Source organism: Pseudoalteromonas sp. S2721, from assembly GCF_005887425.1.
In the GTDB taxonomy this organism is placed as follows: Bacteria; Pseudomonadota; Gammaproteobacteria; order Enterobacterales; family Alteromonadaceae; genus Pseudoalteromonas; species Pseudoalteromonas simplex.
Genome location: NZ_PNCZ01000028.1, coordinates 151,427 through 171,087, shown reverse-complemented (window position 1 = coordinate 171,087; position 19,661 = coordinate 151,427). Strand labels below are relative to the sequence as shown.

Sequence of the window (19,661 nt, the reverse complement as noted above, 5' to 3'; positions counted from 1 at the left end):
GTTTTCTTATTATCCTGTTGAGGTGGCTTAAATTTAAGCCACCATTTTGTGCTGTTAATCGTTACGTAGTGCGGCCATAGGTTTTGCTTTAAGCAGTAAAACCAAAGGTCTAAAGCAAGCGAATAGCGCAATACATAAGGTAATACTCCAAGCGAGTAATTGCAGTCTTACATCAAGTATCAGCCAAGACATTAGCTGTCCTTGTAACATGTAAAAACCCACTATTACTGCGGCGAGAGCAACCGCAAAACCAATGAGCACAGGGATAATAGCTTCAACACTCATCAGCTTAAATAAGCGCGCTTTTTTCGCACCTAATGCCATACGAATACCAAACTCATAGCGGCGCAGACCCAGGTTGTAGCTCAGTACCCCAAAAATACCGATTGCTGCTAATAATAGAGTAAATAGCGCTAAGGTACTACACAGAACCACGGTCAGTCGGCTCATGTACAGTAAATTGTCGTACTCTTGTTGCAGGTCATTAAACTGCCACATGGTTAGGTCGCTGTTTTTTTCTTTTAGCGTATTAAGTATTTGTTTATTAGTCAGCTTAACGCCTTCAGAAGCTTTGATAGTAAACATGTAGCTATACGGTGTCGCAGGCCACCAAATGTGACGACCAAACGATTCATCGTAGTATTTAGGGTGATTAAAATCTTCGGTTACACCCACCACTTCATACATCTTTTCTTCTAAGCCTTGGTAGCTCTTGCCGATGATATTTCGATAGTCTTGGCCTGGTAATAAGTTTTCAGCCACGCTGACCGATACCAGTATCTCGTTAGTTTCACCGCGTATTGCTTGTTCAGTAAAGGTGCGGCCAGCGAGAATTTTGGTGTTAACTAACACAAAGTAATCAGGCCCTACCCACTGACTAGGGAAGAAAACGGAGCTTTTACCGTTTACATCAGTCAAGGTGTTGGCGTTTTGTCTTTGCGAAACCGGGCTATGACCCAGGGCAACATCATCAATGCCTTGGCTATCAAGCAAAACCTGCTTGTATTGCAGCATATGTTCGTAGCGCTCAGCCAATGACATCTGATTATTTGGCTGGAAAAGGTTGGCAAAATATAGGTTTTCGGTATCACTGCCGAGTGGGCGGTTAATCGTGCCCATGGCTTTACTCACTACCATCACCGAAAAACTCACAAGCAGCGCGGCAACAAACATTTGTGAACCAATTAAAATACGCACTGTACGGCCAGATACCTGTGAAACCCCGCCTTTACCACTGTTCTGCATTTGCGTATTTAGGGTTTTGTAATTCACCAAACGCGCTGTAATTACAGAGAAAATATAAGCAAGAGCAATACACAGTATGATGGCAACAATGACCAACGTGCTATCCACGGCCAAGCTATTAACCAGTGGCAGTCGGCCTTCTGCTAGTACTTTAAATAAACGTATGCCCCATACCGATAAAAACAGCGCAATGCTTACCGATAAGGTCATTAAAATCAGTGACTGTAAAAAGATACTTTTAAATAATGTGCTGCGTTTAGCGCCTAATACCGCCTGCAAAGCGAGGGTTTTATGTTGAGCAAGAGCGCGTGAGAAAAACAACGTGCTTACATTAAGTACTGCAATAATCAGTAGCCCTACTGCACCGGCTAACATCATTAAGCTTAAGTCATCGTTATTACCCAGCTCAACGTCACGATACGGGGTTACTTCAGGTTTTACATCGGTGATCCCCCCGTTGTTTAGCCACTCTGATTTAACCGTATCAATTTGCTGTTTTAAATCGACTTTAACTTGATCTATGGTGACCCCAGGCTTTAAAACTGCAATCAGTTTTAGGTTTTTGAAAGTGTTTGTCCACGGGCTTTGCCAATCGTCATTGTGAAAGAAACGGCGGTCCGCACTGGATGGAAACCACACTTCAACGTCACTTGCTTTAAACATGTAGGGTGGGCTGAATGAGTCATCAACAACACCGACGATACGGTGAACGTAATCGGTTTCACCCGCCATGACTGAAAGTGTTTTACCAATAATGTTCGGGTCGCTGTTGTAATGCTTGCGCCAGAAGTTAGCAGAGATAACAACGCGGTCATCAGGAGTTTCGAGTGTTTCTCCAAGGTCAAAACCTTGTCCCATTAAAAATGGTGTGTTTAATAAGTCAAAATAGTTGCCGCCAACATACAGCACTGGTTCTTTCGGTTCGCCATCTAGGTTTGCAAAGATTTGCTCACCCGCATTGATCATCATACTTTGTTCAAAGCTTTGATTATGCTTAAGCCAATGCACCATCGATTGATAGCTTTGAAAGCCGGTAGCATCGTAGTCATCATAGGTAAGTGATTGCTCAACCACCACCATACGGCTTTCATCGTACACATCAAGGGGCTTTAAAAAGTAGCTGTTAACAAGGCTAAGCACCACAAACAAGGTGGCAAGAGTTAAAGCAAGCGTTGCGATAACTGCTGTTACAAAGCCCGGAGCATTCATTAATGATGCCCACGCTAAGCTAAATTGGGCGCGTGTTTTGGTTAATTTCATTACATCACCTCAGCGCTTTCAAGTGCATGCTCAGTATTGTCGCTGCTAGGTGCTTGGCGAGCTTCAGAGTAGGAAACAATTTCACCATCTAGCAATTTAAGTTGCGTTTTAGCACGTCCGGCATAACGTAAATCATGGGTTACCATACAAATGGTGGTGCCTTTTTTATTCAGCTCATCAAGCAAGTCCATGACGGCATCACCATTTTTTGAATCTAAGTTACCAGTTGGCTCATCCACCAATAAAATGCTTGGCTTGCCAGCCAGTGCGCGGGCAATAGCAATACGCTGTTGCTGACCACCTGATAATTGGTTTGGTTTATGCTGAGCACGATGGCCCATCTCAACTTCATCAAGGGCTTGTTTTACAGCAAGCTCAATTTCGCTTGGGCTCATGGCTGGCTCTCGATAAGTGAGCGGCAGTGCTACGTTGTCAAATACCGATAATTCATCAATTAGGTTAAACGACTGAAATATAAAACCAATGTGAAGGTTTCTAAGTTCAGCTTGCTGATCCATATCAAGGGTTTTTGTGTCGACTTCTTTAATGAAATAGTCGCCAGCAGTTGGGCTATCGAGTAAGCCTAATAATGACAGTAACGTCGATTTACCACAGCCAGATGGGCCGCTAATGCAGATATAGTCACCTTGGTTAATATTCAGGCTGATGTCTTTTAATGCATAGGTTTCAACATTTTGGCCGCGATAAACTTTGGCGATTTTGTTTAATGAGATAAGCGTATTGGTTTTCATAAACTGTCCTGTTCGATTTTTATTGTTGCCAAATGCTGCCATTTAGAAAGGTCTGAAATGATCAGCTGTTCGCCCACGGTGGCACCGCTCAAAAGTTGAATTTGATTGTCACTAAGTGTACCAAATTCGATATTGGTTGGCGTTGCTAACTGGGTATTTGGATTAAGTTTAAACAGCGTGGCTTCGCTGTGTGCTTGTGCTTTTTGTGGCACGTTAATGGTTAATGCATCGGGAATAATGTTGCTAACGACATAGCCTTCGATGCTTAAATCGGGGCGAGCATTAGCGGGCAGTGTGCCTTGTAAATCAAGTTCGATAATAACTCGACCATCGGTAACAATAGGGTCAATTCGGGTGACTTTGGCATCAACTTCACCGTGGTCTGCTTGGCTAAAAGTATTTACTTTCGCTGCCATATTGAGTGCCACTTTTTCGGCATCTGCTTGCTTAACGCTTAGCTCTGCTTTGAGTGCTTTATTTGAGCCAACCACCGCAAGGCGGGTACCGGGCACGAGGTTTTGGCCAAGTTCAACATTCAATTCTTGCAGCATGCCATCGATACCTGACGTTATTTGCAGCTGATCAAAAGCCTGTTGCTCAACTTGATAATTAAGCTCAAATTGGCTTAATAGTTCTTGCTGTATTTTGCTACGTTGTAAGTGCATTTCTTTAAGCTGTGCAAGGCGTTGTTGCTCGATACTTACGCGTTCTGTAAGCTGTGCAACGTTTAGCATGCTTCGTTTGTAATCGAGGCTTGAAACAATCCCTTGCTCGATCAGTTTGCTTTCAGCATCGACTCTAAGCTCTGCACTTTGCAGCTCACTTTTTAATATGGCGAGATTTGCTTGGCGCTCAAGTAGTTCACTTTGCTGGTTAATTCTTTGCTCATTAACACTGGCTTTTTGGCGAGCAAGTTCTAGCCGAGCGACCGATAAACGCTGCGCTTGCTGTGGGTTGACGAGGCTTAAAATCACTGTGTCTTTTTTGACGATAGTGCCGGGGTATACATGGATAGCTTCGACCATTGCGGTGTCGGTATTGGTTAAATAACGTTGATACTTTGGCTTTAAACGGCCAAAGCCACGTATTTTTACCACAAAATCGGCTTGTTCTACGGTTGCTATTTGCAGCTGGCTTGCAGCAACCACTGTGGGGGTTGTCCATTGATACACCATTAAAGCGCCAAGAGCCGATACGCCAATGGCTGCAACAGCCAGCCATTTTTTAGCTTTTGATTGCTGAGGTTTGCGTTTTAGTGTGCTGTCTAAATCCATGATACTGAGAAAAATAAATAATCATGGAATAGCTAAGGCGAGTTTTGTGCCAAAAGTTAAGGTGTTGAAAAGTAGTAACTTTTTATCTTTTGCAACGTGAGCTTTTCCCACTACTGGGAAAGCGAGTTTTAAAACTGGGAGTGAATGCTTAAATTAGCTTTCTTCGATTTTGCCAACCTGCGAAAGCTGGTTAAACAAAATGCCTGCTTGGGTGCGGTTATAGACATTAAGTTTGCGTAAAATCGCTGACACATGTTGTTTTATTGTGGTTTCTTGAATCGACATTTCAAAGGCGATTTGTTTATTCAATAAACCGTCGGCAATCATCGCTAGTACGCGGTATTGCTGCGGAGTTAGTTTTTCAAGGTTACGAGCAAATTCGCTTTGTTCGTCGTTGATCACCACATCGGTTAAATCCACTTCAGGTGGTAACCAAGTGTCGCCATTGAGTACATGACTAATTGCTTCACTAATAACATCTAAAGAAGATGACTTAGGAATATAGCCAGCAGCGCCAAGGCTCATCGCTTGTTTGATTATGGCGGGTGTCTCATTGGCAGAGACCATGATTACCAAGATATCAGGGTAGTGGTTACGCAGTTGCGAAAGGGCTTGCAGGCCATTTGCACCTGGGATGGTGAGGTCTAAAAATATCAGTTCAATCTCAGGATGAGCGCTTAACAGTGCAAACAAACCATCAATGTCACTGGTTTCTTTAATATGTTCTTCAGGCACTGATGTCGCGGCAGCTTGACGCAGCGCACTTCTAAATAACGGGTGATCATCGGCGATTATGGTGTTCACAGCTAAAGACATTCCCTCGATTCTCCAATGCGTTATGTTATAAGTGATTTTGCCTTTTGAAACAAGGTTTGCCTGAGGGGAAGTTTCAGACAAACCTTTCTCACACAAGGATTTAGATTCTATTTTAGAAACGGTAACCAACAGTGAAGGCTACAGTGCGAGGGTCGCCGTAGTAACCAATTAGCGTATTATCACCACCTAAACCTGGGGTGTATTTGCTGGTATCTGTTGGGTCTGTTGGATCCGGTGCCACGAACTGGTAACCACCAATCATGTACTCTTCGTCCGTTAAGTTTTTACCGTAAAGACCTGCCGTCCAGTGACCATCTGTGCTGTACCAAGTAATACCCATATTAAAGATACCGTAAGCATCTTGCGTTAGTAGGCTATCTTCTTCGAATAGCGCGTAGTCGCCTCTGTGGTAGTAGTTACCATTGATAACGAAGTCACCCATTTCTGTGTACATACGGTACGTTGCACCCAGATTAAAGGTTAAGTCAGGTGTGTTTGATACCGTAAAGCGGTCTGATTTATCGAATGCTTCACCGGTTTCTGGGTCGTAATCAATTACGTTATCGAAGTTACTATCGATGTAACCCACTGACGCATCAAAGCTGAGTGATTCTGATGCAACATAGTTTAGTTCAAGCTCGATACCATCTGAGGTTGACTCACCAATGTTACCTAAACGTTGGTTCAGATCTGCTGCGCTATCGCCCGGTAATACCGAAATATATTGACGGTCTTTATGGTCAAGGGTGAATAACGTGACGTTTGCACGTAAGTTGTTGTTCCACTCACTCTTCATACCGATTTCGAATGAATCGACGATTTCTGGCTTTGCAGCTGGCTCTGCAGTGGTTGCACGTGGATTGAAAGTACCTGACTTAAAGCCTTGCGCATAACTTGCAAAGAACATGATGTCACGATTGTACTGGTATTCAACGCCAGCACGTGGTGTGAAGCGTGACCATTCTTCTTCATCATCGAGTACCGTTGGTACAAGCTGACCTTCTGGGCGAGTGTAACCTGGTACCCAACCTGATTCAGGGTAAACAATGTCAAAGATTAGGCCATTGTTAACCTGCGCTTCTTTTTTGTCTTTGGTGTAACGTGCGCCGAGTGTCATTGACCATTTATCTGTTAAATCAATCGAGCTTTGGATATACGCTGCTTTACTGTTTGAGTTACTACAGCCGCTTACTTCACGAGTCAGACCCGGAGCACCTAGACTTTGACCTAAGATACCTAAAATAGCCTCAAATTGACCGCAAGATTCACCATCATAGTAGTAAATACCTGAAACCAATTTGTAGTTATCGCCTTGATGATTTAGCTGCAACTCGTGAGTCGTTTGCTCATCATCGTAAATAGCAGGTACGTCGAAAATTTGCAGTGACGTGTTATCAAAGTCGATATTGGTTGGTGAGTAGCTCTCACGGCTTGAACCGATATATTTAATGCTAGTGCTGTCAGTCATATCCCAACGAGCAGTTAGGCTGTAACCTTCGAGTTCAACTTTATTCCATGTTGGTAAGCTGGTGTAAGAGTCATACACGCTGTCTGGAACTGGTGCATCAGTAAGAATACTTGGTAGTAAACGGTAACCACCTTTTGCGTTTGATTTGTCTTCTGTTTTATCCCACGCGAGGCGGAAGAATAAGTCATCAGTCGGTGTGTATTCGAGTGTAACACGAGCTGCGGTTACGTCTTTGTTGTAGTTTTCGCGGTCTTGGTTATCAAGAGCCGATGTTAAAAACTCACCAAAGCCATCACGGTTAAGCGTTGCAAAACCAAAACCCACGTAAAGTTTTTCGTCAACAATCGGTAATTGGCCAGTGATTTTTAAATCTTTTTGGTTATAGCTACCTACAGTGCCTTGAATATTTAATGTTGCATCACCGCTCATTTCTTTGGTGACGTATTTAATGGCACCACCAATGGTATTTTTACCGTAAAGCGTCCCTTGCGGGCCGCGTAATACTTCGATTTGTTGAACATCAAGTAGATCAAGCACGGCACCTTGAGGGCGAGCAAGATAAACATCATCGATATAAATACCTACGCCTGGCTCATACCCCCAAAGTGGATCTTGTTGACCTACACCACGAATAAACGCAGTAATTGTAGAGTTAGTACCACGGCTTGCTTGCAAGGTAGTATTTGGCGAGAACTGCTGAACTTCGGTCATAACGACAATGCCATTTTCAGCCAGCTCTTCAGCACCAATTGAAGTGACTGCGACTGGCACTTCTTGCAGGTTTTCAACAGTTTTACGTGCTGTTACCTGAATACGTTCAAGTTCCCCTTTTTTTGCTGCAGGTTCGGCTTGTTCTGCCGCTTGAGTACTGACACCTGCCAAAGCAAGTGATACAGCCAGAGTAAGTGGCGCGACTTTTGGGTTAAGCTTTATCATGTTGTATTCCTTGTTATTGTTGTCATTAGTCTTATGGCCACTCACATCGATGTTGCCGAAGACTGAATAAGATTTGCCCGTGTCACCTGTCAGTTAATGTAGAAGATAGTTGCAGAAATTGAATTAGTACCATAGTGCTATACCCGCCACAGCCCTTTATTTATCAAGCAATGAAGCTATTTTTAAAGCAGATAGTACCTTAGTGTTATGTATTTTTTGAGCGCTTAGGGTAAGACTGAAAGCATTATTCCGATGTCACCTCATCTGTGTAATAACAATAATTATAGGAATGTCTATGCTGAGCATGATAGGACTGTTAGGCGGTTTAATACTGCTGATCATTTTAACGCTGCGTGGGGTAAATTTATTTATCGCTGCGCCAATCTGTGCACTGTTAGTTGCACTTAGTAGTGGCATGGCCATTTTCCCTGTATCGGCAGATACAAACTTTATTAACGCCTATATGGATGGCTTTGCAGGCTTCTTAAGTGCGTGGTTTTTTATGTTCTTACTGGGGTCGTTGTTCGGTAAATTCATGGAAGACACCGGTGCTGCAGACAGTGTTGCAAGCTACATTGTGGGTAAACTAGGTATGAAGCATGCCGTTCTTGCGGTTGTGATTGCCTGTGCTGTTTTAACCTACGGTGGCGTGAGCGTCTTTATTGTTGCGTTTTCCGTTTATCCAATGGCATTAAGTCTGTTTAAAGATGCAAACTTACCGCGCCGCTTTATTCCAGCAACGCTGGCATTTGGTTCGGTGACCTTTACCATGACTTCGGCAGGCTCGCCAGAAATTCAAAACTGGATCCCGGTTAAGCACCTTGGTACGTCACCCTATGCAGCGTGGGAAGTGAGCTTAGTGGTCGCTATTTTCATGGCCACAGCAGGTTACTTTTGGTTGAACAAGATGATCAAAAAAGCCGTTGCTAATGGCGAAACCTTTGAAGCGCGTGATGATGATCCTGTCATTATTGAGCGTCGTCGTCCGCATCCAATTACGGGTGTGATCCCACTGATTGTGGTGCTGCTTTTATCATTTACGCTACATGATGTACTGCAGCAAACCGCGCTTATTGTCGCTTTGCTTGGTGGTGTACTGAGTATTGTGATTATCAATTTTAAGCATTTTCACGATATGGGTAACGCTATTAATGTTGGTACAACCGGCGCTTTAGTGGCAATCGGTAATACCGCTGCTGTGGTTGGTTTTGGCGCTGTGGCGAAAGTATCACCGGCATTTACCGCCGCTGTCGATGTGATGACCCATATGCCGGGGAATGAGTTGGTTGGTGCTGCGGTTGCGGTTAGTGTAATTGCTGGTTTAACTGGCTCTGCTTCTGGCGGGCAAGCCATTGCATTACCCCTTGTCGCACCAGGTTATTTAGACATGGGTGTAAACCCTGAACAACTGCACCGAGTAGTGGCAATTAGCTCTGGAGCCCTCGATACCTTGCCGCATAATGGTTATGTGGTCACAACAATACGCGCTATCTGTAAAGAAACGCACCAACGTGCGTATTGGTCAATGGCAGCGCTGACTGCGGTCATTCCGCTTATCGGTGTCGCATTGGCACTCGGACTCTTTATTTTCTTTTAAGGAACAGCAATGAAAACCAAATTAATAATTTTGCTATGGCTGGTTGTATTTAGTAGCACCGCGTTTGGCGCTGCAAACAAAGCCGACACCATGCTGGTGGAAAAGCAGCATTTTACGACAAAAGATTTTACCACTGTGTCTGGTGTGACGTTAGAGCAAGTGGATATTGGTTGGGAAAGTTACGGAAAACTAAACGCCAATAAAGATAACGTGATTTTAATCACTCATTACTTCTCTGGTACTTCTCATGCCGCAGGTAAATATAAAGCGGATGATGCCCTACCGGGTTATTGGGATGCGATTATCGGCCCAGGTAAAGCTATCGATACGAATAAATATTATGTGATTAGCTCAGATACCTTAGTGAATGCCAACTGGCATGATGAAAATGTAATCACCACAGGTCCTGCGTCAACTAATCCAAAAACAGGTAAACCTTATGGTTTGAATTTCCCTGTGGTTACGATTACTGACTTTGTGAATGTGCAAAAGCGTTTACTCGACAGCCTAGGTATCACTAAGTTACATGCTGTGATGGGCGCATCAATGGGGTCGTTTCAAGCACTTGAGTGGGCAACACGTTACCCAGATAAAGTAGAGCGTTTAATTCATGTGATTGGCGCTGCAACGATGGATGCATGGACAGTCGCGGCACTTGAAAAATGGGCGTTACCAATTCGTCTAGATAAAAACTGGCAGCAAGGTAATTACTACGGCAAAGAGCGCCCGTTAGATGGTTTAGCGGCAACCATGCTTAATATTACGCAAGATGCGATGCATCCAATTATTTATAACGCGAGCTTCCCTGACTTTAATGTATTGGATGAAGGTGCATTAAAAGATATTCGTACCTTGCCTAAGTTAAACCAAGTACTCGCTCAGCGCGCAATGGCACGAGCGAAAACGCAAGATGCCAACCATGTACTTTATTTGGTCCGGGCATCACAATTATTTACCGCTGGTATGCAAAGCGATTTAACAACGGCACTTAAAAATGTCTCTGCCAAAACATTATTACTACCCGCAACGAACGACTTACTGCTTCGCCCTGAAAACATGCGTACTGTGTTTGACACCATGAAAGCGGCAGGTAAAGACGTTGAGATTTCAGAAATTGAAGGGGGCTGGGGACACCTTGATGGCATTTTCTCAATCGCCCCGAAAGCGCAGCTTATCAGTGAGTTTTTAGAGGAGTAACCCGATGAGCAAAACAGTTTTAATTACCGGTGCAGCCAGTGGGATTGGTCTATATGTTGCCCAGCAACTGGCGATGCAAGGTCACACTATTATTGTGACTGATTTAAATCAGCAAGCAGCACAACAAGCGGCGGCAGGCATTGTTGAGCAAGGTGGTAGCGCCGAAGGGTATGCGCTTAATGTGGCAGATAGTGATGCAATTGAGCAGTTTTTCACTGAGCTTAATCAGCCAATTGATGTACTTATTAATAATGCAGGTATTCAGCACGTGGCAAAGCTTGAAGATTTTCCTGCTGATAAATGGCAGTTCTTACAGCAAGTTATGCTCGTTGGCCCGGCGATGATGACCAAGGCGGTACTCCCTCGCATGCGTGAGCAAGATTTTGGTCGCATCATTAATATTGGCTCAATTCATGCCATGGTGGCGTCTAAATATAAGTCGGCTTATATCGCTGCAAAACATGGCTTAATCGGCTTTGCTAAAACCATGGCACTCGAAACTGGTGATGCCAACATCACGATTAATACTGTGTGCCCAGCCTATGTAAAAACGCCGCTTGTGGAGCAACAAATTGCCTCGCAAGCCAAAGAACATGGCATTTCTGAGCAACAAGTGATCGACACAATTATGCTAGCACCAATGCCGAAAAAAGCATTTATCGGCTTAGATGAGATCCTGCATACCGTTAGCTTTTTAATGGCCGATGCAGCACGCAATATTACCGCCCAAGCAATCGCCATTGATGGCGGTTGGACTGCACAATAGGAGGAGCCAATGGCAGGTTTTGATAAAGTAGTTACAAGTTATAGCGAAGCAATGGCTGGCCTTGAAGATGGCATGACAGTGATAGCCGGTGGATTTGGCTTATGCGGTATTCCTGAAGGCTTGATTGCGCAAATTAAACGTCAAGGCACCCGAGATTTAACCGTGGTATCGAATAACTGTGGTGTTGATGGTTTTGGTTTAGGGGTGCTACTTGAAGACAAGCAAATCAGCAAGATGGTTGCCTCTTACGTTGGTGAAAACGCGTTATTTGAGCAGCAACTATTAAATGGTGAACTAGAAGTTGAGCTGACACCGCAAGGCACCTTAGCTGAAAAAATGCGTGCTGGCGGCGCGGGTATTCCTGCATTTTATACCGCAACGGGTGTCGGTACACCGGTGGCTGACGGTAAAGAAACCCGCAATATTAATGGTCGTGACTATTTATTGGAGCCAAGCATTACTGGCGACTTTGCGATAGTTAAAGCGTGGAAAGCAGATCGTTATGGTAACTGCATTTATCGTCATACGGCGATGAACTTTAATCCGATGGCAGCAACCGCTGGCAAAATTACGGTTCTTGAAGTTGAAGAAATTGTTGAGCCAGGGGAGCTAGAGCCAAGCCAAATTCACACGCCGGGTATCTATATTGACCGAGTGATTAAAGGTGAATTTGAAAAGCGCATCGAGAAAGTTACCACTAAGCAAGAGAATCAATAAGGAGCACGCTGATGGCATTATCACGAGAACAAATCGCTAAACGCGTGGCGATGGAACTACAGGATGGTTACTACGTTAACTTAGGTATAGGTATTCCAACCTTGGTCGCTAATTATGTCCCTGATGGCATCGAAGTGATGCTGCAATCAGAAAATGGTTTACTCGGTATGGGGCCATACCCAAGTGCAGACCAAGTTGATGCCGATATGATTAACGCAGGTAAAGAAACGGTCACCGCTGCAACGGGGGCGGCTATATTTAGCTCTGCAGAAAGCTTTGCCATGATCCGCGGCGGCCACGTTGATTTAACCGTGCTGGGCGCGTTTGAAGTAGACCAAAACGGCAACATAGCCAGTTGGATGATCCCGAAAAAGCTGGTTAAAGGGATGGGCGGTGCGATGGATTTAGTGGCCGGTGCTAAAAACATTATTTGTACCATGACCCATGCCAACAAGCATGGTGAATCAAAACTGCTGACCGAATGTAGTTTGCCGTTAACGGGCGTTGGTTGTATCAATAAAGTGATCACCGATTTGGCACTTTTAGAAATTAAAGACGGTGCATTTCATTTATTAGAGCGTGCTCCGGGTGTTTCGGTTGATGAGATTATTGCTAAGACACAGGGCAAGCTTATTGTCTCTGGTGACATTCCTGAGATGACTTTTTGCTAGTTTTGCGACTTATAAGCAGCTAATTTGCCTAGATTTTATACTAACCCCCAGTAATGTGCTTTTTGTTCATGAGTTTTATGAACAAAAAGCCATTTATCACCATCAATGCAACTTACCCCCTAAACATTTCGTTAATCTATCGTTAACACTATGCTCCAAACCAGATCGCCGTTTGCAGTAGGCCGATCAACGACAACAAATAATTATAATCTGGTGTGGAGTAATTCATGAAAGCAAGTAACACACAGCTCGCTTTAGCCGTTGCAGCGGCGTTAGCAAGTACATCAGCATTCGCACAAAGCGACACTGAACAACTACAGCAACAACTCGATGCACTTCAAAAAGAAGTGGATTCATTAAAAACATCTAGCGGCTTCAACCTAGAATTTGGTGGTCGCGTGCAACTTGATTACAACTATTTCGACGGTGCTTACAATGCCGACAATGATGGCGCTGGAGGCAGCGACTTCTTCCCACGTCGTATCCGTACTTATGTTGAAAGTGAACATGGTAACTGGGATCACAAATTACTACTCGAATTTTCTGAAGGCACGGCTGAAATCGTGTTAGCGCGGGTACGTTATGCATTCGACAACGGCTTAAAAGTAAAAGCCGGTAAAATCCGTGAAGACATGTCGCTCAATGCGCTAACCAGTTCTAAACATATTAATACCATTGAGCGTAGCACCCTTGCTAACACCTTCTCTCCTTTCTTCCGCTGGGGTATCTCGGCTTATCAATACTTTAAAGATTCAGGCTTGCGTTACGCCGTGGGTGTTTACAAAAACGATGCGTTTGGTGCTTCAGGCCATGACGAAAATGACAAACTGACATTGGCTGTAACAGGTCGCTTAACCTGGTCAAGTGCAGCACCGGGTGATGTGATTCATTTAGGTGCTTGGCACTCTTATCGTGATATGGGCGGCAATGACTTAAGCGCTCGTTTTGCCCGTGGTGAAGTGCGTGAAACCAATGTTCGCTTAGTGGATTACGCAGTCGGTGGTGAAACCGCAGCGCTAAATAGCATGTCGCAAAGCGGTCTTGAATTTGCCTACCAAGCGAATGCATTCACTCTAGAGGCTGAATATGCCAGCCGTTACCTTGATACGGTCGATAGTAGCAACGAACTTGATGGTGAACGTTTTGATGGCTTCCATGTTTCGGCAAGTTACTTCTTAGGTGGTGAGCAGCGCCGTTACAAAGCAGGCTCAGCATTATTTGTACAACCGAAAGGAATTAAAGATGCATGGGAACTTGTTGCCCGTGTGTCACAAATGAACGCTAGCAGCAAACAGCAAGGTACCGACGTAACCACTTACACATTAGGCACATCTTATTATCTAAGCAGCGATATCAAATTTATGGGCAACCTGATTTACAGCGATGTTGATGGTGCCGGTGCTTCTACGCTGGTAGGTGATGAAGATTCAGGTATGGGCATCAGTGCTCGTATGCAGTACTTATTTTAGGAGTCGTGCATTATGACTATGTTTAAATCATTAAAAAGATCTGTTTTAGCAGCTTCATTATTAGTAGCCAGCCCACTGGCATTAGCAAACTTACACTTTTTGGTACCGGGTGGCCCAGGCGGCGGTTGGGATACTACAGCACGTGGTGTCGGTGAAGCAATGGTCAAAGCGGGCATTGAAGATAATGCATCATTTCAGAATATGTCGGGCGGCGGCGGTGGCCGTGCAATTGCTTACTTGATTGAGTCGGGCACTAAAAAAGGCGATATGTTGATGGTTAACTCAACGCCTATCGTACTGCGCGCATTATCAGGCAAAATTCCTTACAGCTATCGCGATTTAACACCAGTTGCCAGCATGATTGCTGATTATGGTGCGTTTGTTGTGCGTAATGACTCACCATTTAAAACATGGCAAGACGTTATTGATGCCATGAAAAAAGACCCAGGCTCTGTAAAAGTAGCAGGTGGCTCTGCGCGCGGCAGCATGGATCACTTAGTGGCTGCACAAGCGGTGAAAGCGGCGGGTCTTGATGGTCGTCGTTTACGTTACATTCCTTACGATGCCGGTGGTAAAGCGAAAGCAGGTTTACTGTCGGGTGAGGTCAACTTACTTTCAACAGGCTTAAGTGAAGCACTCGAAGTCGCGAATGGCGGTCAGGCACGTATTTTAGCGGTGACTTCTGCAGATAAATTGCCAGATTACCCAGCAATTCCAACCTTAAAGTCGCTAGGTTACGACATGGAGTTCGTAAACTGGCGCGGCTTTTTTGCAACCCCAGATTTACCAGCAGACAAACTAGCCGAGTACACAGAAAAGCTACGTAAGCTACAACAAACTCCTGAGTGGGAAGCGGTTCGTGCTCGTAATGGTTGGCTAAATCTATTTCAAGAAAAAGAAGCGTTTATTAAATCGCTTGAACAGCAAGAAGCGCAATTACGCGTTGTAATGAAAGAACTTGGTTTTATCCGAGGCTAAGGTTAGACGATGTTAAACCGTGAACTAATTGGACCAAGTTTATTCTTGGTCCTCTTTACTCTCTACGCCCTTGTGGCTTGGCAAATTCCACTTATGCCATTTGAAGAGTACGAAAGCGTTACTTCTGCTACCTTACCAAAAGTGTATGCAGTATTCGGTATCGTGGTGTGTGTACTATCGATTGGTGCCAACTTATTAAAGCAAGCGCCTGCAGAAAAAGCAGATCTACTCAGTAAGGGCAACTTACTACGTACCTTTGCACTGTTGGTTTTAATGGTTGCTTATAGCGCCATGCTTGAACCGTTCGGCTTTTTAATTGCCACCAGTGCCTTTTTAATTACGGGCTTTTTTATCATGGGCGAACGCCGTAAGGCAGTGTTGTTGTTTGCTTCTGTGCCTGTGGCCGTGGTTTTTTGGTTTTTAATGACACAAGTACTGGGCATTTACTTAGTACCTGGCAACCTGTGGAGTTAAGTTATGCTTGATGGAATTATGTTAGGTTTGTCGACCGTACTCGACTGGAACAACTTGTTATATGTGATTGTAGGCTGCTTTGTTGGCACGTTCATTGGTATGCTACCTGGTCTTGGTCCAATTACTGCAATTGCGTTGATGATCCCGATCACTTACAGCATCGGTGCTGATTCGGGCATGATTTTAATGGCCGGTGTTTACTACGGGGCTATATTCGGTGGCTCTACTTCTTCTATTTTGATTAATGCGCCGGGTGTAGCGGGGACAGTAGCGTCATCGTTTGATGGTTACCCACTAGCAAAACAAGGTAAGGCTGGTAAAGCCCTTGCGATTGCAGCTTATTCATCCTTTATAGGTGGGACGATTGGCGCCATTTTATTGATGGTGGCTGCGCCATTATTAGCGAAAGTGTCATTAAGTTTCCAATCGCCTGATTATGTTGTACTGATGTTTTTAGGCTTAACGGCGATTGCTGCGTTCTCTAATAAAGGGCAATTTTTAAAAGCCATGATGATGACGGTATTTGGTTTAATGCTGGCAACGGTAGGTATTGATCCCTCTTCAGGTACCGAGCGCTTTACCTTTGGCCAAGCTGATTTATTAGATGGTATTAGCTTTTTATTAGTAGCAATGGCAACGTTTGCGTTGGCTGAGGCACTGATTAATGTGGCGCGCCCAGAAGCTGAGCCAGATAAAAAAATTGACGATCCTGATACGCCAAAAATTGGTTCAACAAAACTGACTAAAGAAGAAGTCAAAGATATGGCTCCTGTGGTTGGCCGCTCATCTTTACTTGGCTTTATAGTCGGTGTTTTACCGGGCGCAGGGGCAACGATTGCCAGCTTTATGGCCTATGCTACTGAGCGTAACCTTGCTCCAAAAGCACTGAAAGATAAATTTGGTAAGGGTTCAATGCGTGGCTTAGCGGCACCTGAGTCGGCTAATAATGCAGCCTGTACGGGCTCATTTGTACCATTACTGACTTTAGGTATTCCAGGCTCTGGTACAACAGCGATCATGCTAGGGGCATTAATTGCTTACGGTATTCAGCCGGGCCCTATGTTAATGCAAGAAAACCCAAGCGTGTTTTGGGCAGTTATTGTCAGTATGTACTTTGGCAACATTGTACTGCTGATTTTGAATCTGCCGTTGATCCCATATTTCGCTAAAGTGTTGGCAATGCCTAAATCTGTGCTGACCGTGATGATTTTATTCTTCAGCTTAATTGGTGTGTATTTAGTGTCATTTAACACCTTTGATTTATTTATGATGGTGGGCTTTGCGCTGGTGGCCTTGGTGCTTCGATTGTTAGCTTTCCCGATGGCACCTTTATTACTTGGCTTTATCCTCGGTGATATGATTGAGCGAAACTTCCGCCGTGCCATGATGATTTCAGATGGCTCGCTGAGCTTTTTATGGGACCGCCCATTAACACTGAGTATTTTTGTGATTTCGATCTTAGTGTTGTTGTTCCCACTGAAAGACTATATTGTCCAACGTCGTAAAGAAAAAGCAGCTACGCAAGCAGAGCAACATGCGTAGAACAAGGCACTGATATGAGATACACCAATAAGCTAAACCCATTTCAGCATATGGTTAAAAAACCTAAGCGCTTAGAAACGCGACTCATTATTTGGGTTACCGGTCTATGTGTTTTGCAAGCTGTGTTGTTTGGCGCTTTGGTGTATCAGATCACTGCAGAAAGCTTACATAACCACATGGGTGATAAAGCGCTTGCGCTCGCAACCAGTATTGCCTCACGGGATGATGTGCAAAGCGCATTGCAGACCAAGCAAGGGCTTGATGAGTTAAATACGCAAATAGAGCATATTCGTGAACTCACCGCTGCCAGCTTTATCGTGATTGGTGATAGAAATACTCGCCGCATTGTTCACCCCGACTCTGATAAGCTCGGTAAGCCGATGGTGGGTGGTGATAGTAAAGCGGCGCTACGTGGTGAGCGGTATGTGTCGATTGCAAAAGGGAGTTTGGGCGAGTCTATTCGTGGCAAAGTCCCCGTGCTTTCAGAGCAGGGCGAAGTTATCGGCTTGGTTTCGGTTGGCTTTTTAGTGCAGTCAATTGAACCGCTTATTCGTGCTCGCAGTGCTGAAATTATGCTTTGGGGCTTATTATTAGTCGGTTTAAGTATTTTGGCTGCGGTGTATATTGGTCAACGGGTTCGTAATGCTATTTTTGGTTTACAGCCTGATGAAATAGCACGATTGTTCTCTGAGCAAGATGCTATTTTGAACACTGTTCGTAGCGGCATTATCGCTCTCGATCCTGAGGGTAACGTGCGTAACTTAAACCAGCGTGCTTGCGAAATCCTCGGTAAACCGACTAGCTGTATTCATCAGCCACTTAAGCTTGCAGATTTGCTTCCTGAACATAGCGAGTTTTTGATGCATAACCAACAGCGTCCGATTGTAGGTTTTGAATTATTTGCCGCCGATAAACGCATTGTGTTGTCACGATATGCATTGCAAGTGCAAGGTCAGGCTGATGGTATTTTGCTGAGTATGCGCCCTGCGGATGAACTCGAATATTTATCGCAGCAATTAACTAAAGTGCAAGCCTTTGCTGAGTTATTACGAGTGCAAACGCATGATTACTCGAACAAGCTAAACTTAATTGGTGCGTTAATTCAAATGGGGCAAACGGATCAGGCAATTGAGTTAATTGGTCAAGAAAGTAAAGGCTCGCAAGCGCAGATCCATCATTTACTCGAAAGGATCCAAGATCCGGTACTAGCAGGTTTATTGGTTGGTAAATACCACAAAGCCCGTGAATTAAACGTGATACTTGAGCTTAATCCAGATAGCTTATTAGGATCGATCACCCGTAAAGATATGCTTGAACGGGTTGTCTCGATACTTGGCAATTTGATTGATAACGCAATTGAAGCTGCTATTCGAGCTAGCGATACACGTACCCCTAAGGTTCGTGTTACGGTTGATGAAACCAGTAAAACACTATTGTTTGATGTTGAAGACAGCGGTTTTGGTTTAGGCGATGACAAGGATGTGATATTTACACCACAATACAGTTCTAAGTCAGGGGCTGAGCATGGTATCGGCCTTTATTTGGTCAAAACCAACTTAGATTCGTGTCGTGGTAGTTTAGAAATAGGTGAGTCTGATCTGATGGGGGCACGCTTAAGTGTCTACATTCCAAAATAATAAAAAATGATCAGCCTATAAATAAAAGGTAAAGAACATGACTTACTCAGTTGTCATTGTTGAAGACGAAGTTGAAGTAGCCCAATTATTGGCGCAATACTTATTACTTCCTCATGGCGTTGCTGGCCAACAAGGGGCGCGGCAAACACTGCGTCAGGGGCAATATCAGGTTGTTGGTATTGCAGGCAATCTTGCTACTGCGAAAGCGCTATTATCGGCGATTAATGCCGATTTAATTTTGCTCGATATTCATTTACCCGATGGTAATGGCCTTGATTTACTTAATGAATTACGCCGCGAAGAAATGAAAAGCGAAGTAATGCTATTAACCGCAGCAAAAGAAGTAGAAACACTGGAAAAAGCCATGCAACTTGGCGCCTGTGACTTCTTAGTAAAACCATTAATGCTAAATCGTTTAGATCAAGCGCTGGCGCGATTCGAAGCAAGGCAACAATGTTTGTCAGATGCCGATGAAGTAACTCAATCTATGGTCGATACTTTATTTGGATCGCAAGAACAGTTAAAAGCCCCGGTCAGGTTGCCAAAAGGGGTGGATCAGCTTACTTTGCAAAAGATCTTAAAAGCGTTTAAAGCGAATATTGGCACGGCTTTTACTGCTCAGCAAATGGGTGATTTAGTCGGCGTAAGCCGCTCAACAGCCCGTCGTTACCTTGAATACTTGCTTGAAGCTGAGCAAGTCAGTGCTGATCAGAGCTACGGAAGTATCGGGCGACCCGAGCGTTGTTATAAAATGACAAGTAGCTAATCACATCATTTAAATGCCAAATCAGCGCTAAATTAGCGATTTTAGTAGCATAAACTCACTGTTCGGCACGTTAAAAAGTGCCGCTTATCCTGAGCA

General features: G+C 44.3%; 16 protein-coding genes. 11 read left to right on the top strand and 5 right to left on the bottom strand.

Annotated elements, in window-relative coordinates; translation table 11 throughout:
- Positions 1 to 54 precede the first annotated feature (54 nt).
- The 5 genes from CWC02_RS12355 to CWC02_RS12335 form a co-directional block, all read right to left on the bottom strand.
- Complete coding sequence (locus CWC02_RS12355; RefSeq protein WP_138618524.1) at positions 55 to 2,505, bottom strand: ABC transporter permease; 2,451 nt, start codon at positions 2,503 to 2,505, stop codon at positions 55 to 57.
- Entirely contained in the window at positions 2,505 to 3,257 is a 753-nt protein-coding gene (locus CWC02_RS12350; protein ID WP_055198568.1) for an ABC transporter ATP-binding protein, read from the bottom strand. Before CWC02_RS12350 ends, CWC02_RS12355 begins: the two co-directional genes overlap by 1 nt.
- Entirely contained in the window at positions 3,254 to 4,531 is a 1,278-nt protein-coding gene (locus tag CWC02_RS12345; RefSeq protein ID WP_138599091.1) for an HlyD family secretion protein, read from the bottom strand. Before CWC02_RS12345 ends, CWC02_RS12350 begins: the two co-directional genes overlap by 4 nt.
- Before the next feature lie 153 nt (positions 4,532 to 4,684).
- Positions 4,685 to 5,347 (bottom strand): response regulator transcription factor, encoded by a 663-nt coding sequence (locus tag CWC02_RS12340; protein WP_054552322.1) that lies wholly within the window; start codon positions 5,345 to 5,347, stop codon positions 4,685 to 4,687.
- 112 nt (positions 5,348 to 5,459) lie between these two features.
- Positions 5,460 to 7,751 carry a TonB-dependent receptor gene (locus CWC02_RS12335; RefSeq protein ID WP_138618522.1) on the bottom strand — a complete coding sequence of 764 codons (2,292 nt, stop codon included), beginning with the start codon at positions 7,749 to 7,751 and terminating at the stop codon, positions 5,460 to 5,462.
- A 295-nt stretch (positions 7,752 to 8,046) separates the two neighbouring features.
- On the opposite strand from CWC02_RS12335, the gene CWC02_RS12330 reads away from it, so the two are divergent.
- The 11 genes from CWC02_RS12330 to CWC02_RS12280 all read left to right on the top strand — a co-directional run bounded on the left by CWC02_RS12330 (position 8,047) and on the right by CWC02_RS12280 (position 19,565).
- The gene (locus CWC02_RS12330; RefSeq protein ID WP_054552324.1) at positions 8,047 to 9,348 is read left to right on the top strand and encodes a GntP family permease; all 1,302 of its coding nucleotides are present in this window, start codon (positions 8,047 to 8,049) and stop codon (positions 9,346 to 9,348) included.
- Positions 9,349 to 9,357: 9 nt separating this feature from the next.
- Complete coding sequence (locus tag CWC02_RS12325) at positions 9,358 to 10,545, top strand: E22 family MetX-like putative esterase (RefSeq protein ID WP_138618520.1); 1,188 nt, start codon at positions 9,358 to 9,360, stop codon at positions 10,543 to 10,545.
- A 4-nt stretch (positions 10,546 to 10,549) separates the two neighbouring features.
- Positions 10,550 to 11,311 (top strand): 3-hydroxybutyrate dehydrogenase, encoded by a 762-nt coding sequence (locus CWC02_RS12320; protein ID WP_054552326.1) that lies wholly within the window; start codon positions 10,550 to 10,552, stop codon positions 11,309 to 11,311.
- A gap of 9 nt (positions 11,312 to 11,320) precedes the next feature.
- A complete protein-coding gene (locus CWC02_RS12315) occupies positions 11,321 to 12,028 on the top strand; it encodes a CoA transferase subunit A (protein WP_063527828.1) in 708 nt (235 codons plus the stop codon).
- A gap of 11 nt (positions 12,029 to 12,039) precedes the next feature.
- Positions 12,040 to 12,699, top strand: a complete 660-nt coding sequence (locus CWC02_RS12310; RefSeq protein ID WP_138618518.1) for a 3-oxoacid CoA-transferase subunit B — start codon at positions 12,040 to 12,042, stop codon at positions 12,697 to 12,699.
- 227 nt (positions 12,700 to 12,926) lie between these two features.
- Positions 12,927 to 14,168 carry an OprO/OprP family phosphate-selective porin gene (locus tag CWC02_RS12305; protein WP_138618516.1) on the top strand — a complete coding sequence of 414 codons (1,242 nt, stop codon included), beginning with the start codon at positions 12,927 to 12,929 and terminating at the stop codon, positions 14,166 to 14,168.
- A gap of 12 nt (positions 14,169 to 14,180) precedes the next feature.
- A complete protein-coding gene (locus tag CWC02_RS12300) occupies positions 14,181 to 15,146 on the top strand; it encodes a Bug family tripartite tricarboxylate transporter substrate binding protein (protein WP_370316435.1) in 966 nt (321 codons plus the stop codon).
- 9 nt (positions 15,147 to 15,155) lie between these two features.
- A complete protein-coding gene (locus CWC02_RS12295; RefSeq protein ID WP_054552330.1) occupies positions 15,156 to 15,620 on the top strand; it encodes a tripartite tricarboxylate transporter TctB family protein in 465 nt (154 codons plus the stop codon).
- 3 nt (positions 15,621 to 15,623) lie between these two features.
- Positions 15,624 to 17,162, top strand: a complete 1,539-nt coding sequence (locus CWC02_RS12290; protein WP_054552331.1) for a tripartite tricarboxylate transporter permease — start codon at positions 15,624 to 15,626, stop codon at positions 17,160 to 17,162.
- Between the two features lie 14 nt (positions 17,163 to 17,176).
- Positions 17,177 to 18,799: an ATP-binding protein gene (locus CWC02_RS12285; protein ID WP_054552332.1), complete on the top strand. Its 1,623-nt coding sequence runs from the start codon at positions 17,177 to 17,179 to the stop codon at positions 18,797 to 18,799.
- Positions 18,800 to 18,836: 37 nt separating this feature from the next.
- Entirely contained in the window at positions 18,837 to 19,565 is a 729-nt protein-coding gene (locus CWC02_RS12280) for a response regulator (RefSeq protein ID WP_054552333.1), read from the top strand.
- The last annotated feature ends 96 nt before the right edge of the window (positions 19,566 to 19,661 follow it).